The following is a 21,831-nucleotide window of genomic DNA, read 5'->3' on the forward strand; positions in this document are numbered from 1 at the left end:
AAACGTGACAATTCGTTGCCTAATCGTTACGCTAATGAACGTACCGCAAGTGCCCCTCGGGCGCGCAGGAAAACTTTTGTAGGAGATCATCCCATGACCGGACGCCACGCTCTTGATACGCGGTCGCAGGCTCATAACCTGGCGAACCCCGCAGTACGTGGTCTCACCGCAGCTCTCGTTGTGGGCGGCGCGGCAGCACTGATCGTTCCGAATGCGGCGGCTGATACCGCGGCCGCGCCCGCCAAGGCGGCGCTGTCTAATCCGCACGCGCAGGACGTTGCTGCTGGCATCGCCGGCACCACGAGCGCCACCTCGGAATGGAAGATCGAACAGATCAACATTCAATCCGCAGCTCCGGCTATTGAAGTAGCCGCCCCGGCCGCCAGCGCCACCACCGCCGCGGCGGACACCGCCACCACTTCCTCTGATAACGATGCCACTCCCGCCGCCGCGGGCATTGGTGTGGAAGTGGAAGCCGCCCCCAGCGCCATTGGCTCCTCCGTTCTTGATACCGCGCTCAGCGGTGTGGGTTCGCCCTACGTGTGGGCTGGCACCACCCCCTCCGGCTGGGATTGCATCGGCTTCGTGCGCTGGGTTTACGCCCAGCACGGCGTTGCTATCGGCGGGTACACCACCTCGGTGCTCTCGGTGGGGCGCCAGGTTTCCTACGCGGAAGCCCAGCCCGGTGACATCCTTTACTGGCCCGGCCACGTGGCGATCTCGCTGGGTAACGGCCAGAATGTGGCCGCGTGGAACCCGGGTATGGGTACCCGCGTGGGGCCGGATTCATGGTGCGGTGATACCCCCATCGTCATCCGCGTTTCCTAAGGCGCGTCCTCGCGAGGCTTGAGAAGAATTATGTACGAACGCCGTCGGAACTCCCGGCGGCGTTCGCATTTTACCCACGGTTCCACCCCGGGGCGTGCCCGTGGGAGAATGGGCAACGGAGGTAACGATGTACCAGCATGAGAATTCCGTGGTCGTCGGGGTGGATGGCTCCCCCGAATCGCGGGCGGCGCTTATATGGGGTGCGCACGTGGCCGTGAGCCGCAATGCCACCCTGCGGGCCCTCACCTGCTATCAGGAAGGCCCGGATCCGCGCGGATCCTATGAAAGCGCCATGAGTATCGCGCGGGAGGCGCTCGCCCAGGAAGGCGTGGCGGGCCTGGCAGGGCTGGAAGCCACCGCGGTGGCGCTGCCCGGGGACCCGGTTGAGCTGCTCTTGGCAGAGTCTAAAATCGCTTCCCGGCTGGTGGTGGGGTATTCCGGGGCCGATACCGCGGATATTGACCAGCTGGGTGTGGTGGCCGGCGCGATTGTTTCCAAGGCGTACTGCCCGGTTGCCGTGGTGCCGCTCCAGCATTCGCGGCGCCTGCCGATTCGCCACATTGTGGTGGGAGTGGACGGCTCACAGGAATCGAAATACGCGCTTAATTTGGCGGTGCGGATGGCCGGGCGCTGGGGCGCGCAGGTCTCCGCAATTAACGCGGTGTCGGTCACGCGCGCCGGGGGCGGCCTGCTTCCCGGCGGGGATATGACCCGCGAAATTCTGGATGACACCCGCCTGGGCCTGGAAGAAACCGTGGCCGAAGTGTTGCGCGGGGATGAAACCGTACAGGTGCGCTGCTACGCGGTGGAAGGCTCCGCGGCAGAAATCATGGCGGAATTCTCTAGCTCCGTGGACCTGGTGGTCGTGGGAGCGCGCGGCCGCGGCGGAATTACCGGGCTGCTTTTTGGCTCCACTAGCCACACGCTGCTCCTTGGCACCCAATCGCCGGTGCTCGTGGTGCCAACCCACGCCACCAAGAACCTCCACGTTCCGGATACTAATGTGCCCTGGGATGTGCCCGATCCTTCGGCGCAGTAACTGGTGTGGTGGTGCGAGGTGCCCGGGTGGTCTCGCGTGCGGGGTCTGGGCGACAGCGCACATTCCGGCGGTAGGGTGAGCCGCGATAAGTAGCGCGGCACCGCATGCGGTAAGTGGCGCCCACGGTGCCACGCAGAGTAACCTGGAACGGTTATCTTATTCCTACCGTCGTTCGGATGAACGGGCGGCGGTAGGCCCGCCCTCGTAGCTCAGGGGAAGAGCGACCGCCTCCTAAGCGGTAGGTCGAAGGTTCGAATCCTTTCGGGGGCACAGTAGATCGGTGCGCGGGTAGCCCGTGTGGGGGCTACTGCTTAGGATAGAACAAGGGCGAAAGGGGCGTGACACCATGACGGAGCCTTTTGGTTACGAGGACTATTCCAACACGGTTCTTTATGACGTGTTCTATGAAGCGGGAACGATGCTTTGCGGGCGTTATATTTCCCTTTCCAGACAGGCGGATATTGCGGGTGACGAAGCACGTCGAGCGGTTTACGATGGTAAATACCTCGAGCTCATTGAGCAGCGCGATGCTGTGAATGAAAATGATCGGGCGGAACAGATTCGTTGTATTCGCTCGTGGCATGCACTGCGTGAGCAATTACCCACCACTCTTTCTCATGTGTGATCTTGATATCCGCGCAGAGTGGATCCGTCGCGTCAAACCACGAGTATTCGCCAGATCTCGGGTATCGCTATCGCCGGTATCCATTTTTCTCGGTGGCCAGCCAGGTGCCGGTAAAACCAAAACACAAAAAACGGTAATATCTCGCTATCTCGATGAAAATATTACGCGCATTATCGGCGATGATCTGCGAGCTTTTCATCCCGATTATGATTGGCTATGCCAGAACGATCCTCTCCAGATGCCTCACATAACTGCCCAAGCCTCTGGCCAATGGATCGCGATGTGCATCGATTGGGCGTCACAAAACTCGTTTTCCACTCTGGTTGAAGGAACATGGCGCAATACCGCGATGGTAATAACCGAAGCTAGGAAAGCGCGCGAGCTTGGGCGCCGCACGCACGCGATTATTCTTGCGGTTCCACCGGTGCTTTCCCAAGCAGGATTATTGGAGCGATTTTACGCGGATCGGTTACGCGGCTTGCCTGCTCGCTGGACGCCACCCGAAGCACATGAGGTGGCGGTAAACGCTCTTGACCAAACGGTTGCGGCGGTATGTGCGAGCATGAGTCCTTTCGACCGTTTCACGGTTACGAATCGTTCGGGTAACTATCTTTACGACGGCGCACCAGCGAGCCGCGGTCTTGAAGTTTTCCGGCACGAGTTTCATAGGGGACTTTCCGTGCAGGAAAAGGAATATTTAGCGGAGCTCGTTCCTCGTTTGGATGAAGGTATACGGAAGTTCACTCCCGACGATATGCCTGTTATGGCACTTGTGGAGAATATTCGGAAAACCCTCGAATCCGGGTAGGCTGGGGGAATGACCTTGGGAAATACGCACCACGTACAGGAACCGGATAGGAACGACGGCGCGCCTGCCCCGCTCCATATCGCTATGACCTCGGTGCATACCTCCCCACTGGCCACTCCCGGCTCCGCCGATGCCGGCGGCCTCAACGTGGTGGTGACCAATACCGCCCAGGCCCTGGCCCGCGCCGGGCACCGGGTTGATCTGGTCACCCGCGCCAGCGAACCCGGCCAGCCCTATATGCATGAGGTCATGCCGGGCGTACGTGCATTCTTCTTACCGGCCGGCCCGCGCCATCCCGTTGCAAAAAGCCACACCGATGGCCTCATCGCCCCCTTCACGGTGGAATTCCGCCGGTGGATGGCCGAGCACGGCGGCGGCGTCGATCTTATCCACTCCCACCACTGGTTCGCGGGCGTAGCCTGCCTGCCCGTCGCCCAGGAAACCGGGCGCCCTCACGTGCAGTCCTTCCATTCGGTAGCTGCGCGGAAAGGCCAAAATCTTGCCGATGGTGAACCGCCGGAATCCTCCGGGCGGGTGCCCGGCGAGGAGCGCTGCGTGCGCGAATCAGACCTCATTATTGCGGTATCTCAAGCGGAAAAAGAGATGATCGCGCAGCGCTACGGCACTCCGCCCTGCCCGGTCGAAATCGTGCACCCGGGCGTGGATATTGAGATGTTCCGCCCGGCCCGCGCTGGTGGACTCGCTGCCGCCTCACCGGCCGCAGCGCCCACCGCCCCCGACTGCGTCACCGAGGTGACCGGCGGCCGGGACTACGTTTTCTTCGCCGCCCGCCTCCAACCCCTGAAAGCCCCGGATTTAGCGATTCGCGCGCTCGCGGAGCTGCCCGCCGGCACCCGCCCGCTCCTCGTTATTGCTGGGGCGGCCTCCGATGACTTCGCCGGCTACGAGGACCACTTGTGCGCCGTCGTAACCGAAACGGGAATGGAAAGTGACGTCCGCTTCATCGGGCCGCTCCCACGCACCGGCCTCGCGGCCTTCCTCGCCCACGCACAACTCCTCCTCAATCCCTCTTTCTCGGAAACTTTCGGGATTATCAACGTGGAAGCGGCTGCCTGCGGCACCCCCGTGGTGGCTTGGGATTCCTCCGGGATCCCCGAATCGGTGCACGGCGGCGTGACGGGCACCCTGTGCCGCAGCCGCGAGCCGCGCGAATGGGCCGGCGCGGTGCGGGCCTACCTGGACGATCCGGCTTTGCGGGCCCGGCACGGTGCCGCGGGGCGCGCCTTCGCCGAATCGCGCACCTGGGACGCGGTCGCGCGCGATTACGCCGCCGCCTACCGCAAACTCGGGAGGCACGCATGAGCACCGCCGGCGGAACCAACGCGCGCACCAACGCGCACACTGACGCGCGCACCAGCAGCCAGACCAGCGCGGGCACCAACGCAGTCCCCTACACCTGGGACCCCAGCGACCCGCTCTTCGCCCGCACCCTTTTCCTCCACGCCCACCCGGACGACGAAGCAATCCAAGCCGGCGGCCTCACCGCGCTCCTCACCGCCGCCGGGCATCGCGTCAGCATCCTCACCTGCACCCGCGGCGAAGAAGGCGAAGCGGTCCCCGGAACCCTGCCCGCCGGCGCGGGGGAGGCCGAACTTGTTGCCCGGCGCGAAGCGGAAATCACTCGAGCGCGCGCCATCCTCGGGGTCACGGACGGCTTCTGGCTCGGCACCTTGCCGGCCCTCGCACCCGGCGCCGCGCCGCGCCGCTACCGCGATTCCGGGATGGCTTGGATTGCACCCGGGGTCGCCGGCCCCGCGCCCAGCGCCGGCCCGCGCGCCTTTTCCCGCGCGGACCTGAGCGAAGAAATCGCAGATGCGCGGGCACTCCTCGCGCACGTGCGGCCCACCGTCATTATTGGGTACGACGCCGCAGCAAGCTACGGCCATCCCGACCACGTCCGCGTGCATCGCCTGGCCCGTGCCCTAGGCCGGGTGAGCGGAATTCCGGTGCTCGAGCTGGCATCCACTCCCGCGCAATCCGGATGGTGCTACCGCAACGCCCGGGCTCATGAAGCCACCGTGGTGGCGGCGCTGCGCTGCTATGCCTCCCAGCTGACCGTAGTTGATCGCGCGGATCCAGGGCTTGCTGGCCTGCCGGTTATTGGCGCCGCGGGAGCCGGCGCCCCGGCACCGGGCCCTGAGCCCGACTCCGAACCCGCCCCGCAGCTGCTTATCCGGCACGTGGGCGGCCAGCTCCAGGAGCTTCCGCTCTGGCCGGGATTGCGCCCGGCAGAGGAAGCGTCGTCGTTCCCCGCTGTGGATTCTTCCGCGCGTGCCGCTAGCATGCCCCAGCCTTCCACGCCGGTGGCAGAATAAGGCCGTAATTTTTGGCTTATTGCGGCGCGCATAGGGACTTTTACGCCGGACCTGAGTAGCGTTAAGGTTGTGACTCCTCTCTTCAGACGCTCATCTCGCCGGCATTCGGCTCGTGAATCTCTTTCTCGTGATACCGCCGCGGTTCCCGAGGCCGCCGCGCTGCCCGCGGGCGACCGTGACCCCGCGGAACCCGGGCAGGATACGCCCGTCGTTTCCTCACCGGCCGCGGCTGAGTCCGCCGCCAGCGCGGAAGCCGCCGGAAATTCCGCCACTCCAGCTCAGCAGGCACCGCAGGCCGGCGCTAGCGGCGTCGTACCGCACGGCGCCTCGGAAACCGCAGCTGTGCAACACGGAACTGAAAGTGACAGTAGTAGAGCGGAAGCGGAGGACCATCCCGCGCCGCTTCCCGCCCCGCAGCGCGAAGATCTCGTGTCGCGGGCCTATGCGGCCTGGCAGGAGGAGCTGGCCGCGCGGGCCGAGCGCGCGGCGGAGAATGTGGCCGCCCGGGTGTGCATTGATCTCACCCATCCGCACCCGACCGGGGGAGCGCAGTTTTCTTCCGGGGCGCCCACCCGCCTCACCTCGCTTATTCGGGAGGAGCGCAGCCAGCAGGAGGCCCTCGCTACCTGGCGTACCCTGCGGGACCAGGTGGCGCGCGCCGCGGAAGAATACGGGTACGCCCCGATTCAGCTGGCCAGCGGCAATCTGACGTGGACGGAGCTCCCGCCGCGTCGGCCCAGTGATGAGCTGGAGCCCGGCTATGAGGACACCGGCGAACTCAAGCTCGACCCGGAAGCGATGCGGGCCTGCGCGGAGGAAGCCGCTGTTCACGCGGCGGCCGGCGGTTCTGGCGCGAACGGTGCAGAGGCAGCCCTCGGGGAGGAGTCGGCCGGATTCGAGGAGTCGCTCGAGCAACCCGCCACCCAAGCCGCCTCGGAAGCTGCCGGGCAAAGCACCGCGCAAGCCGCCGCTTCCAACAGTGAAGAAACCCGGCAGGTGCGCGAAGTTAGCGTGCCGATTGTGTACCGCCTGCTGCAGGTGGAGGACGTGGGCACGGATGCCCTTATCCAAACCACCCCGGCCCTGTCCGTCAATCCGGATATTGTGAGCGCGCTGCGCCAGCACGGCGCCCCGGTGCGCGAATTGGCCCAGCTCACCCGGGTGGAGCGGGCCACCGAAGATGAACTTATTACCCGGGTGCGGCGTCTATCGCATCTCTACCTGCCCGGGGCTTCCTACCGTCCGCAGGTGCTGCTGGGCATGTTTGCCGATCCGGCCGCGCGCGCGATTACCGACGCGGAGCTGCTGCGCCCGGTCATGATTCGTTCCGGGGTGCTCGCGGCAATTGCCGGGGATCGCGGAACCCACCAGCTCACCAGCGCCCCGCTCCCACCGGCCGAAAAACGCGACCGGGCCCCCGAAGGCGAACGCGGAGTGGGCGATTTGGATGTGGCTGAACTTGCCGCGGTGGAAGCCGTGGCAACTGGCCGCGACGTCGTGATCGATACCCCGCCGGGAAGCGCGGACGTGACCACCCTGGTCGCGATTGCCGCGGACGCAGCCGCATCCAGCCGCTCCGTCCTCTATATTCCCGGCAGTCGGGCGCGGCGCGCCGCGGTGACCGCGCGGGCCGGTGAGCTCGGCGTGGGGGAACTGCTCATTGATCTTTCTGATATTAACGGCGCGGCTTTGCGGCTGCGCCAGGGCCTGCGCCAAAAGTTCCCGCAGATCGACGAAGAACGCACCCTGGCCGTGCGCCGCGATCTCAAGGCGGCGCGCCGCAGCCTGCGCGGCTACGTGAACGCTCTGCACGCCGTCGATCCGGTGTGGAATACCTCGGTATATGACGTGCTTGAGCATTTGGCCGAGCTCGCCGCCCAGCCCCAGGGCCCGGCCACGAAGGTGCGCCTGGATGCCACCGCTGCGGCGCGCGTTCGTGAGGATCGGGAGGCGGTGCTCGAACGGCTCGCGGAGGCGAGTCGCGCCGGGGCTTTTAGCGGGGGCGGGAATTCGGAATGGTTGCGCGCGCAGGTGCGCACGGAGGACGACGCCGCCCGCGCCTTCTCCACCGTGACCCGCATGGCCACCGAAACCCTTCCCCTGGTTATGGAGCAATCCCAGCGGGTGGCCGGGGAGACCGGCCTGGCCCGCCCGAAGACCCTGGCTCAGTGGATGGAACAAATCAAGATGCTCGAAGGGATCGCCGATACCCTCGAGGTCTTCAAACCCGCCGTGTATGAGCGCTCGGTTGCCGATATGGTGATCGCCACCGCGAGTGATGAATGGCGCGCCGAGCACGGCGAAAGCATGAAACGTGCCCAGCGCCGCGCCCTGACCAAGCAGGCCCGCGATTTTGTGCGCCCCGGGATCCGGGTGGCGGATATGCACGCGGCCCTGAGCGAAGTGGCACGCCAGCGCGATATCTGGCGCCGCTACAGCGCGGAAAGCGATTGGCCCACCCTCCCCGAGGGCATGACGATGATCCGGGCCACCGCCGCGGAAGTGGACGGGCAGGTGCGTGAACTCGAAGAATTCCTCCCGCACCGCGCCGGCCTGCGCCGCGAACCCATCGAAAACGTGCTGGCCCTGGTGCGCACCCTGGTCTCCCAGCGCCGGGTGCTCGATTCCCAGCCGCGCCGCATCGACCTGCTCCACGACCTTGAGGACAGCGGCCTGGGAGATTTCGCCCGCGATATGGCCCGCCGCGAAGTGAGCGGGGAAGCGGTGGCCGCCGAACTCGACCTGGCCTACACCAACTCTGTGTTCGAACAGCTCATCGCTCGGAATACCGTGCTGGCCCAGGCCGGCCCGCAACAGCTGGCCATGCTTGTACACACGGTGCGGGATCTGGATCGCGAACACGTGGAGAGCCTGCCCGGGCCGGTGCTGCGCGCCGCAATTACCCATATGCAATCGGTGGCCCGCAAGCAGCGCGAAGAAACCGTGGCGGTGGACCGCTACCTGGCCCGCGCCGGCGTGAGCGCGCTGGCCGACGTGGCCGCTTCAGCAACCGCGCTGGTCCAGGCGGCCCGCCCTGTATGGGTGGTGCCCCCGGCTCTGGTCCCGGAGCTCATCCCCACCCTGCCCTGGGCGGATGTGGTGATTCTGGACGGTATCGAGGATGTTCCGCTCGCCGCGGTGGTCGCCCTCATGGCGCGCGGCTCGCAGCTCGTCGTCCTCGGTGACGTGGCGCGGGCGGGCGCGGATAGCGCGCTCGCGGCCCTGGCCGATGCGCTTCCGGTGTGCGAACTTCCCACGTTCCGTGCGCATCACGATGATCTTGCCCTCGCCTGCTTGCGCACCCTCGGGTACGACGACGCCGACCGCGCCGCTCCGGCGGGGCGGGTGCGCCGGGCGGACCGCCTGCAGGTAGTGGACGGACGCGGGGTTCCCTCCCCGAATACCGGAATGGTGGAAGCCCCCAGCGCGGAAGTGGACGCGGTGGTGGATGCGGTGGTGGATCACCTCCTCACCCGCCCGGAGGAATCCCTCGCGGTTATTACGATTTCGCGTTTGCATGCCGTGCATGTGCGCGCGGCGGTGGAACGCACCATCGCCAATAGCCCGGCGTTGACCGAGGCGGGCGAATCCGCGTCCAGCCTGGTGCCGGTGGTGGATATTACCGGGGCGAGCGGGCTGCGGCGCGACCGGGTTATTTTCTCGGTGGGCTTCGGCAAGACGGTGCACGGCCGGGTGCTTCATACTTTCGGCCCGCTTACCGAAGCGGAAGGCGCGCGCTACCTGAGCGAGGCACTCCTGGTTCCCAGCCGCTATATGAGTGTCATTTCTTCGCTGGGCCCCGGCGATATCGGGGTGGATGACCTTTCCGGGGCGGCGCCCCGGCTCCTGGCCACCCTGCTGGAGACGGCCGCCCGGGAAGAACTACTCATCGGGGCGGACGAGGACGTGGCCAAGGCCAGCCCGCTGCTCTTCGACCTGGCCGCGCGCCTGCGCGGGCGCGGGCTTTTCACCGCCCTCTACTACGGCTACGACGCCGGCTTGCGCATCCCCCTGGTTGTTGCCGAACACGAAGGCGATTGGCGGGTGGCTGTTCTGACCGACGACGCCGATTACGTTGCCGAACCATCGCTGCGCCGCCGGGACCGCTACCGGGTCGAGATGCTCGAGGATTTGGGCTGGAAGGTGGTCCAAACCTTCTCCTCCTCGATTTTCCTTGATCCGGAATCTGAGGCGGACCGTATCGAAGCGCTCGTGCGGGTGGTGCGCCGCGATGAGGCCGCCGCGCGCCACCGGGCTGAAGATACCCCCGCGTTTGGGGCGGACGTCGCGGATGTGGCGGATGAAGCGGATGTTGCTGCGGCGGGTGCTGGTGGCGATGCTGGCGCATCGGGCGCGCCGGGTGCCGCGGGCGCGCCGGGCGCCGGAATGCCGGGCGCTGCTAGCACGGAAAGCGCGGAAGCTCAGCAGGGCGAAGCCGGCGCAGATAACAGTTCAGGTACGCACACCCCGGCCTCGGGTAGCGCGGCCGGCAGTGCACAGGCCGGAACTTCCGCGCCGGATCCGGAAGCATCGCGGCGAGCCCGAGGAAAGAAACCCGCGGTGCGGCCGGGCCTGCCGCTAGCCGCCTACTCGGATGACCAGCTTGATGACATGGTGGCCTGGATTGCCTCCGATGGGGTGGCCCGTAACTCCGAACAGCTGGTGGAAGAACTGCGCAGCGAACTTGATATTCGCCGCCGCGGGCCCCAGGCCGATGCGGTGCTCGGTAACGTGGTGCGCCGCTCCGGCCTGGCCCAGGATTAGGCGCGCGGCCGTGGCGAGCAAGGCACATTCCGGAAGCACCCACCGGGTGGTAAATAACAGCCAGGTTGCAGATAGCAGCCAGGGGGATAGTGCTCAGCAGGCAAGACGCGTCCACCGGGCGGTGGTGCGCCTCTCCGAGGTAGATGCCCGGCGGGTGGAAAGTGGCGAACTCAAGGACGCCGCCGAAGCCCTCCAGCGCCTCGCGCGCGGGGACGGGGGAGCGACCCTACCGCACCCGGATACGCCCACCAAAAAATCCGCGTTAAAAAAGAGCGCCCCGGGGGCCACTACCGTGGCACCCCGGGACGCGGCCGTATCCGCACGCGATATTCGCACGCGAGATATTGTGGCGCGCACCGCTCACGAACAGAGCATTCTTGACGAACGCCCGCCCCACTTCGGCAAGCTCTAAATATCGGCAAGCTCTAAGCGGTAGCGGACTCCGGAAAACAGCGAAGCCCCGCACCCGCTCAGAACCGCGCGAGTTCAGAACTGCACGTATTCGAGCGGTGAGTCGCGCCGATTAGCCGAGCACATTAGTCGCGCGGATTAGTCGGGCACATCAATCGCGCAGATTAGTCGCGCTTGGCACGCAGCTCATCACGGATTTCCTTGAGGAGGATGAGCTGGGGATCTTCCGGGGCCTCCGCGGCCGGCTTGGCGTGGCGTTCACGCATCTTATTCATGGGGAGTACCAGGAAGAAGTACAGCGCGAAAGCCACGATGAAGAAATTGACCACCGCGGTGAGGAAGCTCCCGAATTGGATTTCGCCCCCACCCAGGTGCCACACAAAATTACCGTCAAAATTCGGCTGGCCGAAAATCGCGGCGATAAGCGGCATGAGAATATGGTCCGTCAGGGACTTCACCACGGCTGAGAAAGCCGCACCGACGATAACACCGACGGCGAGGTCCATGACGTTACCCTGCATAATGAATTTCTTGAAACCCGCGAGCACCTTCCATCCTTTCGCGCGGAGCGCCACCGGGAATGCCCCGGCGGCAGAAACTATGGAGGGGCTACCAACACTGCCCGCAAAGAATCCGCGGCAGCATAGCCCACGATAAGATTAGCGTCTTTTTCGCGAACAACCAGGTAGAGCACCCGATATGTGACACCCTCGGAGAGCATGCCGGCATTCTTTTCCTCTTCGCCGATTCCCACCACCGCGGCTCGTTCCACCACCCGGACTGCTCCGGCCTCCGTACTATGTTCCGGGGCCGGCGCATATAAGCCAATAAAATTGCCCGGCTCAATAAAGCTCCCGGTCCCATCGGAAGCCACCCGCACCGCCACCACCACGTGCCCGGCGGGTGGATCACGTAAGAATTCTTGGGAGAGCAGCACCCCGCGGGCTAGGGGATACCCGGCCGGAATATTAGCGGCCAGGCGCTGCCCGCTGGCCTCAGCTTGCGAAGAAAGCGCATTCTCCGGAATGAGATCCCGGGCCACGGTGCGCGCCTCCACATCACGCCCGCTCAGCACATGCCCGGCCGCTAGATTGCGGCGCGCGACCAGCACTTGCCCGGTTTCCGGGTAGCGGCGCTCAATCGCCTGAAGAATAGTGAAAAAAGCCAGGAGGGCAACCCCGGCCAGCAGCAGATGGCGTGCCCGCCACAGCCGCGTGTGGATACCAGTCATAGCTTGAGGCTAGCGAGGAATGCTCAGCCGCCAACCAGAAGTGGGCCCGCCTGTGGATACCGGCAGCGTTTCGCGAAGCTGGGGATAAACCGAGCTGCGCCGTCGTACTTAGTTCTGCGTGGAGCTCCCACCCGAAGAACGCGAGTCATTGTGGTAGAAACCCGAACCCTTGAACACGATTGCGCTAATCCCTGCCATTACCTTCCGCAATGCGTCTTTCCCGCACTCCGGGCACGTGACCAGGGCGGTGGCTGTCATCGACTGGTGCGCATCAAAATGGTGACCGCAATTGTCACAACGGTAACTGTAGGTAGGCACGTTCTTCCTTTCCGGGCCGGTGGCCGAGCCGAGGGGCGGCCGGCACAAGCCGTACGGCGCATTATTCTAGCGCGTGACACGTGCCCTCGGGGAAGTCGCCCGCAACCCTAGTGCAGGGGAGAATGTCCGCCCAGGTCCACCACGGTCTCGGGGAGCAGAACGTAACGCACCGGCACGTCCATCTCATCGTGGGGGAGGGGCGTGTGCACGTATTCTTCGGGCCATATCAGGGCGCCGACCGGGGTGGCGCTATCGAGCTGCTTGAGCACGCGGTCATACCAGCCCCCGCCCTGGCCCAGGCGCACGCCGTCGTGATTGACGAGCAGCGCGGGGATAAAAGCGGCGTCTACCTCGCGTAATACCGTGGAATCGAGGGCTTCGCCCCGGGGTGCGGGCGGGCGGCCGGGGGCCTGGTCGGTGAGATTCTCCGCGCCGGTGTAGCGCGCCCACTGGCGGGTGAGCCCGGGGCCGAGCTTGGGGACAAGGAGGGTGCGCCCGCTGGCCACAATGGCATCGCATAGGGCCCGGGTGCCCGGTTCGTTATTGACGGAAATATAGCCGGCAACCGTGGTGGCGGTGCCGAGGAAATCCAGCACGGTGGTGACCCAGCGGGCTTCGGCTTCCTCCCGGGCTGCGGGCGTGCGCTTGGCCCGAGCCGCGCGCACCGTTGCGCGCAAGGCCTGTTTGGCTTCCGGCACCGCCATCGCGGAGACGTCAGGAAGAGATATGGTGTGGTCGGTCATGGCACCAGTGTGGCACGAGGTGCTGGATGCCCGCTAGGAGTAAGGCCCTTGTGGTGTGGAGTCAAGGCCCGTCGTGCTCTAATAACAAGGCCCGTGCGCGCGGCGTGAGCGCCGGCAGGCCCCCAAACCGGTACGCTGTGCTGTGTACCGAGGAGGAATACGTGAAAACAGTAGCCGAGCAACTCGATGAATTCTTAAAGGTCGCCCAGCCTTTGGAGGCTCTCGATGTGGAGCTTGCCGACGCGATGGGTTGTATTCTTGCCGAAAACGTCGTCGCAACTGTTGATGTTCCTCACACCGACCTGGCGGCTCTGGATGGGTACGCGGTGCGCGCGGACGAAACTTTCGGTGCCGAGCCCGCACGCCCGGTGCATTTCCCGGTGACCGATGATATTTTCGCCGTCACCACCGACCGCATCGCCCACACTCCCGGCGCGGCGGCCCGCATTGCTTCCGGGGCGCGGATGCCCACGGGCGCGGACGCCGTTGTTCCCCTTATCGATACGGATCACGGGGAAGCGCAGGTGGATATTACGGCGCGCGTGGCCCCCGGGGAGAATGTGCGCGCGCAGGGTGAGGACCTGCGGGCCGGCACCACGATTCTGGAAGAAGGCACCCGTATCGGGGCGCGCCATATTGCCTTGCTGGCGGCGGCCGGGCGCGACCGGGTACGGGTGCGCCCGGCGCCGCGCGTCGTCGTGATGTCTGTGGGCGATGAACTGGTGGCGCCCGGAAAAGCTTTGGGGAACGGAAAGATTTACGACGCGAATTCGCACGCGCTTGCCACCGCGGTGCGTAACGCCGGGGCGGTTGCGTATCGCGTACCGGCGGTTTCCGATGACCGGCATCTTTTGCGCGAGTCCTTGGAGGACCAGCTGCTGCGCGCTGACGTTATCCTCACCACCGGCGGTTTGAGTTACGGGGGTGGAGATACCCTCAAGGAGGTCCTGTCCCCGCTCGGTTCGATGCGGTTCGACGCCGTCGCTATGAATCCGGGCCGGCACGTCGGGGTGGGTACCATCGGGGGCGACGTCGCAAATTCGGCACTCATGTTCTGCCTTCCGGGCAACCCGGTGGCCGCGCTGGTGTGCTTCGAGGTGTTTGTGCGCCCCTCGCTGCGGAAAATGGCCGGCTACAAGCATGTGACCCCGCGCTCGATCCGGGCTCGGGCGGCGCGCGGGCTGCTCTCCCGGCCCGGCGTGCAAGATTACGTGCGGGTGCAGGTGTACGGCGATCCGCGCGCCGGCTACGAATTTGACCCGGTGGGGGATGTGGAGCTGCTCTCCCTGGCGAATTTCGCGAAATCGAACGGGCTCGCGGTGGTTCCCGCGGATAAGGAAAGCGTGGGAATTGGCGACGAATTAGAGTGCATGATTCTCAACGGGTAAGCCCAGCTTGAAGGGATAGCCCTGCTCAACAACCCCATTCGTCCCACGAATCACATCGTTGTTATTCTCTCTACGAAAGTAACGGCGCGTCCCTGCCTGAGCGCCCCGCGATTGGTTAAAGTGGCTGTGTGGGATTCCAGGGATACGCGTTGATGGCAGTAGTTGTGCTGCTCATGGTCTATGTCATCCCTGGTGTGTATCGGCGGCGCGTCATCCTCGCGGATGTGCGCATCGACGAACGCTATTCACCCCAGCTACGCACCCTCGCGCTGCCGGACGGAACGGCGGGCGTGGAAACGGGCGGGCCAACCGGGGCCATTTTTTTCCGGAAGCCGGAGGTCATCATGGCAGAGAACGACGAACGCGATATTCTTCCACCCAGCGCGGGGGGTAATGTGCGCACCCTGGCGCGGGAACGCGCGCGCCGTAAGGCACGTATTTCCCAACGCGCGGCAAATCGGCAGCGCGGTTTTGTGGTTGCGGGCGCTTTAGGCTTGCTTATTGTGGTGCTCGGCGCTCTTGCTTTTACGACGACGATGCCACGTTGGATTTTCTACGTTGCTGTGGGCATCGGGGTGCTGTACGGGGCGGGCTTCGGCTACCTCCTCAGTGAAATGGGGAAGGCAACCGCTCGTGACCGTGAGGATATTGCCGAGCTCACCGAGGAACTTGGTATCCGGAAGACCCGCGGGGCGCAGCGCCATTCGCGCCGCCCGGCTCGCCCGCGCCCCGGGCGTTCGGCGGTCTCGGCGGCTTCCGCCCATTCGGCTTTGAGCGCGGCCAGCGCGGCCCTGGGAAGCGATGACCTCGGGGCGCTGACGGCCGATGCGAGCCGCAGTGCGGACCTGGGGCGGAGCGCTGATCTCAGCCGGAGCGCGGCGAGCGCGAGTGCGGGGAGTAGGAGCGCGGCCACCACGCCAACGGCTGCTTCGGCGGCCACCGGCGGCGCAAATGCGGCTGGCGAAGGTGAAGCTGCTGGCGATGCTCGTGACGGTGCCGCTGGTGAAGCTCGCGATGCTCAGGCTGCGAGTACCGAGGAACATGATGCCGGGGTGAACCCGGGAAAAGCACGGAGCCGGAACGCGGGGGCGCGGGCGCCTAAGCGCCGTTCCGGCATTTCGGTGACCCTTGAACAGGGGATTATCGCCACGGAAGATTTCGCTCCTATCGCCGGTTCGCAGCGTGAACAAGCGGAGAAACTTCCTAAGCGTTTCGTTGCGGGGGCGGTCCCGCGCCGCCAGCTGCCCAGCTATACGCTCAAGCCGCAGATCCAACAGCGAACGGTAGCGCCCTACCAAGCCCCTGAAGCTCCGGTAGCTCCGGTACCATACCGCCCGAAGGAGATTGGCGAGCGGGTGACGTTTGTGGATGCTGTGGCGCAAGGCGCGGCGGCTTCCGCAGTGCCGGCGGGTCAAGCTGCGTCGCAAAGCAGCGCGCCGGCACCGAAGGCCGAAGCCGCAGTGCCTCCTGCCCAGGTGGCTGCACCTGCGCATGACGGCCTCGCGGGTGGGGCGGCTCTGGACGAGCTGCTGCGCAAGCGCCGCGCGTAGCTGTGGTAGGCCGAGGCAGCCTGGTTGACTGATGTGCTGCCGCGCCGCGGGTACTAACTGAAAAGGAAGATCGGGGAGTGGTGTAATGGGAACCACTCCCCGAAATTTCATTCCGGGCCGTTCGGGTGCTAAACTAATCAGGTCTTTGGGGCTATGGCGCAGTTGGTAGCGCGTCTCGTTCGCAATGAGAAGGTCAGGGGTTCGAATCCCCTTAGCTCCACCATTCTGGCTAATAAATACTCACACCACATTTCTATTCATTTACCGAAGTCTGCTTTTCGGAAGTCAGGGATTTAGTTGGACTTCTTCTGCTGGTAAAACGTGGACATCCAGTTCTAGCGCTGGGGCTTCAGTTTTAACAATGAGCTTTTCGATCCGGCCTACAGCCGTGCAGTGCTGTGGAGCATTCGGTAGTACTCCTTCGATAACTGCCACCTCAATGCGTCCATCAGTTTCCTTGGTGACGGTACGCAACTTGAAACATTTGGGGTCACCCGTGATAACGGTGAAAGTCAGCTCGTGTGAATCTGTAACTTCGTACTGCGTCCAGTTGATGAGCTTTTCCGAGTGCAAAGTGGTTTTGCCGTTTGAACAACCCCAAAGCATAACAATGACGCTTAGGAGTACTGTTAACCCTCTTCCGATTTGCCTTGGCGGCCATTTAATCATTCCGACTCCGAACCCGGCCTATTGGACCGGTTGTGACGTATGTGCGGATCTTGGAAAGTCGTAACCCCGGCGATTTAGCCGAGGCTAGGGATCGTTCCGGGGTCTTCGATATTCAGGCTACCATGGGCGATACGGTCGCGGAGGCTTCCTTCTACTCCAAAATTCTGTCGTAGGCCACTGATAAACTGCGAGCATGTCACAGAGTATTCGTCGTCCCATTGCTGTGGACCTCTTTTCGGGTGCCGGCGGGCTTTCTCTCGGCCTTGAGGAAGCCGGGTATGACGTTACCGCGTCCGTTGAATACGATCCGATCCACGCTACTGTCCACGAATTTAATTTCCCCTACGGTAAGACTTTCTGCGCGGACGTGCGTAACGTCAGCGGCGCTATGATCCGCTCCGAATCAGATATTCAGGATCAAGAGATTCACCTTGTGGCAGGAGGTCCACCCTGCCAGGGGATCTCACTGATAGGCAAACGAGCTCTGGACGATGAACGTAATTCCCTCCTCAAGGAATATGTCCGTTTAGTCCTGGAATTGCGCCCGCGCTACTTCGTTATGGAAAACGTTGCGGGGCTAACTATCGGTTCGCACCGGCAGCTCCTCGACGAAGTTATCGCACTATTTGTCTCTCACGGGGACTATCGCATTGTCGAGCCAGTATCGGTGCTACAGGCAGCAGATTTTGGCACTCCACAATCCCGAAAAAGGCTCTTCTTATTGGGCTATCGGCAGGACTGCCCGCGCCCCAGCTACCCGAGTCCACGGTATACGCCACGCCGTATCGATGGTTCACTCCCGGAAGAGAGTCTGCTCCCGTTGGGTCCCAGTGTCAGTGACGCTCTTGCAGATCTACCCGATGCAGATACTTTTGAGGAATTGCTGCGCGGTGACTCGGTGGCGAGCACTGAATATTCGGAACCAAGCCCCTACGCGGCAATCCTGCGTGGTATCACACAAGATCTGAGGAATTACGCCCGGCCGCGCCCGGCCGTGGGTAATCGGCTTACTGCATCCGCACGAACAGTTCATACTCAAAAATCAATTGACCGATTCACCGCTACTCTTCCCGGAACAACCGAACGTATCAGCAGATTCCTTCGGCTTCACCCAGAAGGAATCTGCAATACCTTGCGGGCCGGTACTGCCTCAGACCGTGGTGCGTACACAGCTCCCCGCCCTATTCATCCCGTCCATCCTCGGGTAATTACAGTACGGGAAGCAGCACGTTTGCATGGCTACCCGGATTGGTTCAGATTCCACGTAACCAAGTGGAACGGATTCAGAGAAATCGGAAATTCCGTTCCTGTCATGCTTGGCCGCGCGGTAGCCGCAGAGCTACTCAAGGCTGATAACGTAACGCCTACCCGCGGTGAATTCACCTCGCTCGGCGATGAAGCATTACTTTCTTTCACCGCGACCGAGGCCCACGCGCACTTCGGGCTCACGGAACGCGTTATTCCGCAACGGATGCGCACAGCTTGCTAGGAAATTCCCATCAGCTGCGGAATACACGCCTCAGCTCTGGCCGCTCCCCGCCCGCATCCCGCCTGCTTAGCGTGCAGCCGTACGCTCGGTGAGGCGCCGGTGGGAGAGCGTGAGAACGCGATCCGCGCCGCGGGCAATATCCGCGGAGTGCGTGACAAGAATGACGCACTTGCCGTGCAGATGTGCGGCGTCGTGCAAAATCTGGACCACGCCGCGCGCGGTGTCCTCATCAAGGTTCCCCGTCGGCTCGTCCGCAAGAATCACCGGCGCGGGTGAGGCCAGCGCCCGCGCAATCGCCACCCGCTGCTGCTGCCCACCAGAAAGCCGCAGCACATTGCGGTGAATCTCATCCTCACTCAACCCCAGCTCCAGCAGCACGGAACTATCCGCCCGCCGATCCACCAACCGCACATTCTCCAGCGGCGTCAAGTAATCAATGAGATTGTAATTCTGGAACACCAGCGAAATATGGGCGCGGCGGTGATGGGCGTAGCCCGTCGTCGCAATATCCACGCCCTCAAAAAGCACCGCGCCCTTCGTGGGCGTATCCAAACCCGCCAGCAAACTCAACAGCGTCGATTTCCCGGCACCCGAAGCTCCCAGCAGCGCCGTAACCGTACCCGGCTCGAAACCCGCGCACACATCGGTCAGCACCTTCGCGCCGCTACCCGGGTAGCTGTAACTCACGTGATCAAGTTCCATAACATTCATAATCTTTTCCTAACTCAGTGACGAAAGAATCTGCCGGGGAGACCGGCGCAAAATCGGAAACAGCGCAATAGCCAGCGCCACGGCAAGAATCCCGGCGCCAACACCCAGCGCCCACGCAATATCCGCGCCGCTCACCGCCACCGGCGGCAACCCGGCCAGCGCGCCCGGTGCCGCACCGTCCACAACGGCCCGCCCGACGAGCGCGGTAAGCTGGCGCCCCGCAAGAATAGCGACGACGCCGCCAGCCAGCGCCAGCGCGCCCAACTCAAGCGCGAAACCGCCGGCAATCACGCGGCGCCGCTGCCCGAGCGAGAGCAGCACCCCAATTTCCCGCATACGCCCACGCACCCACAGGGCCAACACCGCCGCGGCAATCACCACGCCGGCAGCGCAGGCACCGCTGAGCAGCGCACTCAGCAGCCCCTCCACGCTATCCACCGCGCGCAGCACCCCGGTGAAACTCGCGGCATTGTGCTCGTAGCTGAGATCGGGGAGCGTGGCGCGGGCCGCGGCCAGGCTGGCGGGTAACTCGCTCGCGCTCGCGGTGAAACACCGCACCCGGGTGGCACCCGCGTCCCCGCTGAGCTCACGGCCGGCCGCGCTATCCACGAGGATGCGATTCGCGGCTGCGTTTGCCGGCAACCCGGAAGGATTCGGGGTGGTGCCGTCGAAAATCCCGGTGACCTGGCGGGTGACCTCGCCGGCCGGGCCGCGTAGCCGTAGCTCATCGCCAAGCCGCAAGCTATTCGCCTCGGCGAAATCGCGGTGGATGAGGGCGCCCGGTTTCGCGCTGCTGTTCATCTGTCCGGACGTGAGCCGGTAAAGCTTGGCCGCGAAAGCCGGGAAACGCGCCGGATCCGAGCTCGCGGTCACCGTCACCGCGCCCATGACTCCGGCATCCAGCTGCACCCCGCCCGCGGTCGCCACCGCTGTAGCACCTACCGGAGTGGCCAGAATATCTTGCTCGGTGGCAGTGCTCGCCACTCCAGGCAGCGCCGCGAGCTGGCTGGCCTGGGCCGGACTCAGGGTGGGCGCGGCTTGGGTCAGCGGATTATCGCGGGGGGTGGTATGTGGGCTATCGCTTGGGACCGCATCACCCGCATTGCCCGGCGAACCAGCAGGCGAAGTTTCGGCCGAACCATCTGCCGAAGTAGCCGGCGCGCTCGCCACGAACCCGGCTCCCACCTGGGCGTCAATAGCAGTGCGCAGCTGTCCCATGGCCCCGCGCACTCCTGCCTGCGCCACCAGCGCCGTAAAAATCACGCTAATAACCACGAAAAGCAGGATGTTGCGAACCGGGCGGCGCCGCAGCGCGAGCCCGGCGCGGCTCGCTGCGCTCATGGGTGCGGGGAGCTGAGTCCCCTGTGGCTCGCTATCGCGCACTCGCGCACCATCGCCCACTAGCGCACCGTCACCCACGTGCCCACTTTCGGGAGTTACCCCACTCATGCCGCACTCACCAGCAGCTTGCGCGGGGAGGTGCGCAGCATGGGAAGAGCCGCCAGCACGGTTGCCCCGATAAGCACGGCGAGGGTGAGGGCCAGAGCGAGCGTCGTCGTACCCGCACTCAACTGGACCGCAAGATCATCCAAGGTTCGGGTGGCCGTGGTGACATCCACCCCGCCCCCGAGCGGGGCCTGCGAGGTGAGCTCCTCCATCCCGGATTTCTTCACTGAGGCCAGCACACTGGTCCCCACCCGCTGGGCGACCACGGTGCTGAGCGCCACCCCGCACGCCGCCGCCGGAATAGTAATAAAGAGCAGCTCCACCAGGTACTGGCCCAGAATCTTCGCTTTCGAGGTGCCGATAGCGAGCAGCACGCCAGTTTCGCGGCGGCGTTCGCGCAGCCAGAGCACCAGAACCAGGCTAAGAAGCGCGAGGGCAAGGAGCGCCGTCGTAATAATCGCGCCGGTCATGACGCTCTGTACCCCGGCCACCGCGCCGGTAATCCCGGTGAGCAGCTGGGAGGTGCGGGTGAGCTGATAGTTACGCCAATCGATGGGCAGGCCGCGCGCCTCCTTCATGACCGTTTCGCTATCGGTGCCGTCGGCCACGAAGAAGGTGGTGTCTTGGTAGATCTCGGTTTCCGGGGTGTAGGCGTAGAGCGTGCGGGTGGTGGCGAGGTCCGTGTAGACCGCGTTGGCGAAAAGTTCGAGGCGGCGCGCGGCCGGCTGCGGATTATCCCCGCGCACCAGCCCCACGATTTCCACGGTGACTTCCGCGGTGGATTTCTTCGTATTGTCGTAATCGTAGGGGTTTCCGCGCAGGGTGAGTTTCGAGCCCACGGTCAGGCCGTTGAGCCGCGCCAAATCCTCGTGAATAATCGCCTTATTTTTATCTTCGCGGGTAATATGCCGCCCGGCCACCAGCTCGAGGGTGCCGCTGCGAATATTCGTTTCATCAGCGCTGGAACTCACCCCGCGCACGCTCACCGCGTTGCCGAGCTGCGCCTCGCGCTTGGCGTCATATTCCTGGCGATCCAGCCGAGCCACCTTGGCACCCACCAGATCCGCGGTCACATCCTGGCGCGCGGTGTAGCGATCCACCCCGGGCAGGGCGGCGATTCGCTCCACGTCCGCGGGTTTGACCGTGCCGCCCCCGCGCGGGGTGCCGGAGTTATAGGGGGAGTTCTCCAGCACGAAACCGGAGCCCAGGGTGCGTTCCGCGTCGCGGCCCGCGGCGGCTGAGGCTGTGCGCACCGCCCCGGCCGAAACCAGCACGGTCACCACCACTGTGATAATGACGAAAAGAAGCAGGGTACGGATATGTTTTCGGGCGACGTAACGCCACGCGCGTCCAGCTAAGGTCACTACCGGGTACCTTTCACGTTTTCGGGAAAATTTCTGATAGGTAGTAGCTTTTCTCAGCTTACTGGAGACTTCCTGGAGGCTTCGTGAAGAGAATGTGAAGAGCCGTTCGCG

19 protein-coding genes and 2 tRNA genes are annotated in these 21,831 nt (G+C 64.4%); 13 read left to right on the forward strand and 8 right to left on the reverse strand.

What is annotated here, in order from left to right; all coding sequences use genetic code 11:
- Positions 1-93 precede the first annotated feature (93 nt).
- From ACRQDJ_RS01460 to ACRQDJ_RS01500, 9 genes are all read left to right on the forward strand, one after another.
- Positions 94-828, forward strand: a complete 735-nt coding sequence (locus ACRQDJ_RS01460) for a C40 family peptidase (protein WP_320757904.1) — start codon at positions 94-96, stop codon at positions 826-828.
- A 100-nt stretch (positions 829-928) separates the two neighbouring features.
- Positions 929-1,867: a universal stress protein gene (locus tag ACRQDJ_RS01465; protein ID WP_435717745.1), complete on the forward strand. Its 939-nt coding sequence runs from the start codon at positions 929-931 to the stop codon at positions 1,865-1,867.
- 198 nt (positions 1,868-2,065) lie between these two features.
- A tRNA-Arg gene (locus ACRQDJ_RS01470) sits at positions 2,066-2,137 on the forward strand.
- A 76-nt stretch (positions 2,138-2,213) separates the two neighbouring features.
- Complete coding sequence (locus tag ACRQDJ_RS01475; RefSeq protein ID WP_284903685.1) at positions 2,214-2,492, forward strand: hypothetical protein; 279 nt, start codon at positions 2,214-2,216, stop codon at positions 2,490-2,492.
- The gene (locus tag ACRQDJ_RS01480) at positions 2,485-3,300 is read left to right on the forward strand and encodes a zeta toxin family protein (RefSeq protein ID WP_284903686.1); all 816 of its coding nucleotides are present in this window, start codon (positions 2,485-2,487) and stop codon (positions 3,298-3,300) included. Before ACRQDJ_RS01475 ends, ACRQDJ_RS01480 begins: the two co-directional genes overlap by 8 nt.
- A 9-nt stretch (positions 3,301-3,309) precedes the next feature.
- Positions 3,310-4,623 carry a glycosyltransferase gene (locus ACRQDJ_RS01485; protein WP_435717746.1) on the forward strand — a complete coding sequence of 438 codons (1,314 nt, stop codon included), beginning with the start codon at positions 3,310-3,312 and terminating at the stop codon, positions 4,621-4,623.
- Positions 4,620-5,636 carry a PIG-L deacetylase family protein gene (locus ACRQDJ_RS01490; protein ID WP_284903688.1) on the forward strand — a complete coding sequence of 339 codons (1,017 nt, stop codon included), beginning with the start codon at positions 4,620-4,622 and terminating at the stop codon, positions 5,634-5,636. The genes ACRQDJ_RS01485 and ACRQDJ_RS01490 overlap by 4 nt, the downstream gene beginning before the upstream one ends.
- A gap of 69 nt (positions 5,637-5,705) precedes the next feature.
- Positions 5,706-10,400, forward strand: coding sequence for a PDDEXK-like endonuclease domain-containing protein (locus tag ACRQDJ_RS01495; protein ID WP_284903690.1), 4,695 nt, complete (start codon positions 5,706-5,708; stop codon positions 10,398-10,400).
- Positions 10,401-10,410: 10 nt separating this feature from the next.
- On the forward strand, positions 10,411-10,812 hold the full coding sequence (locus ACRQDJ_RS01500; protein WP_284903692.1) for a hypothetical protein: 402 nt from the start codon (positions 10,411-10,413) through the stop codon (positions 10,810-10,812).
- A gap of 163 nt (positions 10,813-10,975) precedes the next feature.
- On the opposite strand, the gene mscL is transcribed toward ACRQDJ_RS01500, so the two are convergent.
- The 4 genes from mscL to ACRQDJ_RS01520 all read right to left on the reverse strand — a co-directional run bounded on the left by mscL (position 10,976) and on the right by ACRQDJ_RS01520 (position 13,103).
- A complete protein-coding gene (gene mscL, locus ACRQDJ_RS01505) occupies positions 10,976-11,359 on the reverse strand; it encodes a large conductance mechanosensitive channel protein MscL (protein ID WP_026428418.1) in 384 nt (127 codons plus the stop codon).
- A 50-nt stretch (positions 11,360-11,409) separates the two neighbouring features.
- Positions 11,410-12,042: an SAF domain-containing protein gene (locus ACRQDJ_RS01510; RefSeq protein ID WP_284903694.1), complete on the reverse strand. Its 633-nt coding sequence runs from the start codon at positions 12,040-12,042 to the stop codon at positions 11,410-11,412.
- Between the two features lie 108 nt (positions 12,043-12,150).
- Positions 12,151-12,360, reverse strand: a complete 210-nt coding sequence (locus ACRQDJ_RS01515; RefSeq protein WP_284903695.1) for an FmdB family zinc ribbon protein — start codon at positions 12,358-12,360, stop codon at positions 12,151-12,153.
- Between the two features lie 107 nt (positions 12,361-12,467).
- The gene (locus ACRQDJ_RS01520; protein WP_284903696.1) at positions 12,468-13,103 is read right to left on the reverse strand and encodes a 5-formyltetrahydrofolate cyclo-ligase; all 636 of its coding nucleotides are present in this window, start codon (positions 13,101-13,103) and stop codon (positions 12,468-12,470) included.
- A 161-nt stretch (positions 13,104-13,264) separates the two neighbouring features.
- Between ACRQDJ_RS01520 and ACRQDJ_RS01525 the strand changes: the two genes are divergently transcribed.
- From ACRQDJ_RS01525 to ACRQDJ_RS01535, 3 genes are all read left to right on the forward strand, one after another.
- Entirely contained in the window at positions 13,265-14,491 is a 1,227-nt protein-coding gene (locus ACRQDJ_RS01525; RefSeq protein ID WP_284903697.1) for a molybdopterin molybdotransferase MoeA, read from the forward strand.
- A gap of 128 nt (positions 14,492-14,619) precedes the next feature.
- The gene (locus tag ACRQDJ_RS01530; protein ID WP_435711062.1) at positions 14,620-16,041 is read left to right on the forward strand and encodes a DUF6667 domain-containing protein; all 1,422 of its coding nucleotides are present in this window, start codon (positions 14,620-14,622) and stop codon (positions 16,039-16,041) included.
- 147 nt (positions 16,042-16,188) lie between these two features.
- Positions 16,189-16,264 (forward strand) — tRNA-Ala (locus ACRQDJ_RS01535).
- A gap of 62 nt (positions 16,265-16,326) precedes the next feature.
- Here the strand turns inward: ACRQDJ_RS01535 and ACRQDJ_RS01540 are convergent.
- A complete protein-coding gene (locus ACRQDJ_RS01540) occupies positions 16,327-16,710 on the reverse strand; it encodes a hypothetical protein (protein ID WP_284903700.1) in 384 nt (127 codons plus the stop codon).
- Positions 16,711-16,903: 193 nt separating this feature from the next.
- Here ACRQDJ_RS01540 and ACRQDJ_RS01545 point away from each other — a divergent pair, with 193 nt between their 5' ends.
- Positions 16,904-18,199 (forward strand): DNA cytosine methyltransferase, encoded by a 1,296-nt coding sequence (locus ACRQDJ_RS01545; RefSeq protein ID WP_435717747.1) that lies wholly within the window; start codon positions 16,904-16,906, stop codon positions 18,197-18,199.
- A 66-nt stretch (positions 18,200-18,265) separates the two neighbouring features.
- Here ACRQDJ_RS01545 and ACRQDJ_RS01550 read toward each other — a convergent pair whose 3' ends face one another.
- The 3 genes from ACRQDJ_RS01550 to ACRQDJ_RS01560 are packed head-to-tail and all read right to left on the reverse strand — an operon-like array spanning position 18,266 to position 21,720.
- Positions 18,266-18,910, reverse strand: coding sequence for an ABC transporter ATP-binding protein (locus ACRQDJ_RS01550; protein ID WP_284903702.1), 645 nt, complete (start codon positions 18,908-18,910; stop codon positions 18,266-18,268).
- Positions 18,911-18,919: 9 nt separating this feature from the next.
- Positions 18,920-20,359 carry an FtsX-like permease family protein gene (locus tag ACRQDJ_RS01555; RefSeq protein ID WP_284903704.1) on the reverse strand — a complete coding sequence of 480 codons (1,440 nt, stop codon included), beginning with the start codon at positions 20,357-20,359 and terminating at the stop codon, positions 18,920-18,922.
- Entirely contained in the window at positions 20,356-21,720 is a 1,365-nt protein-coding gene (locus tag ACRQDJ_RS01560) for an ABC transporter permease (RefSeq protein WP_284903706.1), read from the reverse strand. The genes ACRQDJ_RS01555 and ACRQDJ_RS01560 overlap by 4 nt, the downstream gene beginning before the upstream one ends.
- Positions 21,721-21,831 lie beyond the last annotated feature (111 nt).

This window comes from Actinotignum urematis (assembly GCF_051264595.1).
In the GTDB taxonomy this organism is placed as follows: Bacteria; Actinomycetota; Actinomycetes; order Actinomycetales; family Actinomycetaceae; genus Actinotignum; species Actinotignum timonense_A.